This window comes from Microbacterium sp. H6 (genome assembly GCF_003314775.1).
GTDB classification, from domain to species: Bacteria; Actinomycetota; Actinomycetes; order Actinomycetales; family Microbacteriaceae; genus Microbacterium; species Microbacterium oxydans.
Map to the genome: position 1 here is coordinate 7,069 of NZ_QOAY01000179.1, position 3,557 is coordinate 10,625.

General features: G+C 68.6%; 3 protein-coding genes and 1 pseudogene. 1 reads left to right on the forward strand and 3 read right to left on the reverse strand.

What is annotated here, in order from left to right; genetic code table 11:
• Together DSP71_RS11495 and DSP71_RS11500 are read right to left on the reverse strand one after the other, a co-directional pair.
• Positions 1 to 701 (reverse strand): molybdenum cofactor biosynthesis F family protein (locus tag DSP71_RS11495; RefSeq protein ID WP_258546389.1); only part of this gene is annotated, 701 nt, incomplete at its 3' end.
• Between the two features lie 220 nt (positions 702 to 921).
• Positions 922 to 1,878, reverse strand: a complete 957-nt coding sequence (locus DSP71_RS11500; protein WP_046748897.1) for a helix-turn-helix domain-containing protein — start codon at positions 1,876 to 1,878, stop codon at positions 922 to 924.
• Positions 1,879 to 1,993: 115 nt separating this feature from the next.
• Here DSP71_RS11500 and DSP71_RS11505 point away from each other — a divergent pair, with 115 nt between their 5' ends.
• Entirely contained in the window at positions 1,994 to 3,115 is a 1,122-nt protein-coding gene (locus DSP71_RS11505; RefSeq protein ID WP_113681151.1) for a DUF998 domain-containing protein, read from the forward strand.
• Between the two features lie 42 nt (positions 3,116 to 3,157).
• Here DSP71_RS11505 and DSP71_RS11510 read toward each other — a convergent pair.
• A pseudogene (locus tag DSP71_RS11510) lies at positions 3,158 to 3,557 on the reverse strand (hypothetical protein); the annotation flags it as partial.

Consider the following 3,557-nt stretch of genomic DNA (forward strand, 5'->3'; position numbering starts at 1 on the left):
TTCAGCCCGAGGAAGATCCCGGTCGTCATCAGCTGGTAGCCGAGGTCGTGCAGCCAGACGCTCGCGACGGCGATGCGGAACTCGCGGAAGCAGAACAGGTACAGGCCGTCGGCGAACTTCCAGACGGTCGACAGGTCCATGTCGCCGTGACCGCGCTGCACGCCCTCGAGGCACTGCCACGCGTACCGCTGGCTCGACACGTACACGTGCTCGTACAGGTGGTACGGGCTGTAACGGTAGATGTTGCGCTTGCCGATCAGGTCGCGGCTGGGGCCGGGGACCTCGCCGGTGGCCGGTCCCGCATCCGTCGTGGCCGCCCAGAAATCCTGTCCGACCTGCGGAGTGCCCTCGACGGCCTCGGCGGCGATGCGGGAGCGGATGACGGTCGCCCGATGCGTGGAGGAGGAGACCACGACCGTCAGGGCCTCGCGCTCCCGGCTCTCGAACGGGATGTTGATGAACACGACGTCCTCGCGCACACGGACGGCGTCATACGGGTCCGTGCCGCCGACCCCGAAGCCCTCCCAGGTGACGGTCTCCTCGTCGAAGCGCAGCGAGAGCGTGCCGCCGTCGTCGAGGGTCAGCGTCAAGGAGGTTTCGGCGAGCAGCGTGCTCGGCAGGCGGAAGGTGTCGATCCCGGCGGCGAACTCATCGTAGGTTCGCCATTCATCCAGTGCCGGGTCGGTCGTGATGTCGGTCATGCGGGTCCAGACGTCGCACACGGCAGGGCCTCTTCGCCCCGGGCACCGCGTCGTCGCGATGCGCTTGCCTCATGCTCGGTCCGACGCCCTCAGGGGCTCAAGGTCGCGAGGCCCATCGCGCGCCGAGAGTCAACCGGCGTGCCGTCCAGGGCAAGCGGTCATGACGGCGATTCCGCGCGCACCGATCACCGGTCCCGCACGGTGAGTCCTCGGGTCGCGCTCAGTGGGCGGCGCGGTACTCGCTGGGGGAGATCCCGAATGCCGACTTGAATGCGCGACTGAAGTGCGCCGCGTCGACGAAGCCCCAGCGGGCGGCGATCGCGGCCACGGGTCGGTCGGCGAGCATCGGGTCGAGCAGATCGCGGCGGCACTGTTCGAGACGGCGCGTGCGGATCCACGTCGACACGGTCACACCCTGCTCTTGGAACAGGCCGTGCAGGTGACGGGTCGAGATGAAGTGTGCCGAGGCGATCGATGCGGGACCGAGGTCGGTCGACGCGAGGTTCCGGTCGATGTGGGAGCGGATGCGCTGCACGAGCGCGCGATGCGGATCCGCCGAGACACCGTCGAGCCCGAGCTCGCGGGTGAAGACCGTGGAGACGAGGTCGAGGGCGCTGTGCGCGAGGCGTGCCCCGGTGGCACCGGCGAGCTGGTCGAGGTTCCCGGCGAGTTGGGTGAGGTACGGCACGACCATGCCGCCCAGACCCTCCTGCCCGGAGATGCGCACGGCGGTGAGCTGGCCGACCACGTCGGGGGGAAGGCTCAGGAGGTGCTTCGGGAACATGACGACCATCGTGCGGAACCCCTCGTCGAAGACGAGCGAGTACGGCCGATCGGTGTCGTACACCGCGAGATCCCCGGCCTGGAGCACGGCCTCCCGATCGTCCTGGATCAACAGGCCGGTGCCGGCGAGCATCAGGCTGAGCTTGAAGTAGGACCGGTCGCTCCTGGCGATCAGCTCCGGGGTGCGCTCGACGATGTGCGATGTGGCGCGCACTTCGGTCACGTGGACCTCGTCGACGGACGCACCACGGATGACGCCGCGGAAGTGGTCGGGCCCTGCCGTGGAGACCTGCAGCGGGACGAAGGACTCGGAGACGGCGGCTCTGAAATCACTGATGTTGCGCGCGACGAGAGTCGATACCGATTCGGCGGGGGCAGCGGGTGCACCGTTCATGACTGATCACCTCGGGTGGTGGAACGACGACGTTGTATACGATCCGTTCCGTGATGGTACCACCGGCCGCGCCGGATCTGCGCTCCTTCTATGATGTGGACCGGGAAGGACGAGGATGAACGCGCTGGCGAGCAGAGTCGTGCAGGTGCTGAGACAGGTGCGCGGCCCGGAGACGTCCGCCGCGGTCTTCGAGGCGACGGCACTCATCGTCGGTGCCGGCTTCTTCGTCGCGGGGTTCGCGATCGGCCTGCCGGTGTTCTGGGGTCACGACCTGGCGATCAGCGGCAGCGGGTCGATCGGCGTCTTCGCCGCATGCGGCGGGGCCATCACCGCGGTGATCGCGTTCACGCTCGGCCGGTTCGCGGTGCGACCGGAACGGCCCGACCCGCAGGCGGTCCGCGACGGCTTCAGCGTGCCGGGTGATCGGCTGCGCTGGTACGACCTCACCGCCATCGCGTTCGCCCACGCGGCGATCGCCTGCCTCGGCTGGCTCGGCATCGCCGAACTCCTCGAACGGAGCTTCACGGACGCCCCGGTGTTCCCGCTCCCCGGAGCGATCCTGGTGGCCGTGGCCTTCGCCCTGACCGGATACGTCTGCTTCCTCAGCGCGGTCGCTCTCAACCCCATGGTGCTCTCGCTGGTGCTCGCCGTGTTCCTCGTGGTCGGAGCGTTCGCCAGCATGCTCGCCTCGAGCGATGTGCACTGGTGGCGTGACAACCTCTCCGCGCTCGGGATGAGCACCAACAGCGCGTCCGTCGCCTTCAACGTGACGCTGGTCATCGCCGGGATCATGGTCACGACCATCTCCCGGTACGCCACAGCCGGCCTGCCGGCCGAGACCCCAGAGGAGCGTCGCGGCCGGTTCATGGTGCGCGGCGGGCTCATCCTGATGGGGATCTTCCTCGCGTGCGTCGGGCTCTTCCCCGTCGACGAGTTCTTCCTCCTGCACAACACGGTCGCGACGGGCATGACGGTCGTCTTCGGGATCATCGTCGTCGGGCTGCCGTGGTTCCTGCCGACCATCCCGCGCGTGTTCGTGGCGTTCGGCTGGATCTACGTTCTGGTGATCATCCTGCTCGCCGCCTTCTTCGCGGTCGGCTACTACAACCTCACCGCGGTCGAGCTGATCGCCGCGGTGCTGATCTTCAGCTGGATCATCGTCTTCCTGCGCACGGCCGGGTCGGTCTCAGCGCCCACTCCCGATGCGCGGGCCGACCGGTCCCCGGTCGACGCCTAGTCCCGGATCGGCTCGACGCCTCGTCCCGGATCGGGTCGACTCCTAGTCCCAGATCGGGTCGTCGGGGTCGGGGGAGTCCGTGCCGTCCGCGTCGGTCATGATGCGGGCTCCGTCGATCCATGCGGTCAGGGACGCGTCGTGCAGCATGTGCGGTCGCGGTGCGCCGAGGAGATCGGGGTCCATCACGACGCTCAGCGGCTCATCGCTCGCGAACACGACGACGTTGCCGAGAGGCCCCTCGTCATCTTCCGGCTCGGCGTCCAGGACGACGGCGACATTCTGGAACACCGACCGCAGCGTCGCCGCCTGTCGCCGCGAATACTCGAACGGGTGCCCGTCGAGGAGGTTCACCGCCACGACGGCGCCTGCTGCGGAGCGGGCGGCGACCCGACGGTAGAACTCCTGGCTGGCCACACGGTGTCGGATGACCGCGGCGTCCCAC

Coding starts and splice junctions, on each gene's coding strand:
- DSP71_RS11500 (WP_046748897.1), bottom strand. CDS start 1,878: ATGAACGGTGCACCCGCTGCCCCCGCCGAATCGGTATCGACTCTCGTC.
- DSP71_RS11505 (WP_113681151.1), top strand. CDS start 1,994: ATGAACGCGCTGGCGAGCAGAGTCGTGCAGGTGCTGAGACAGGTGCGC.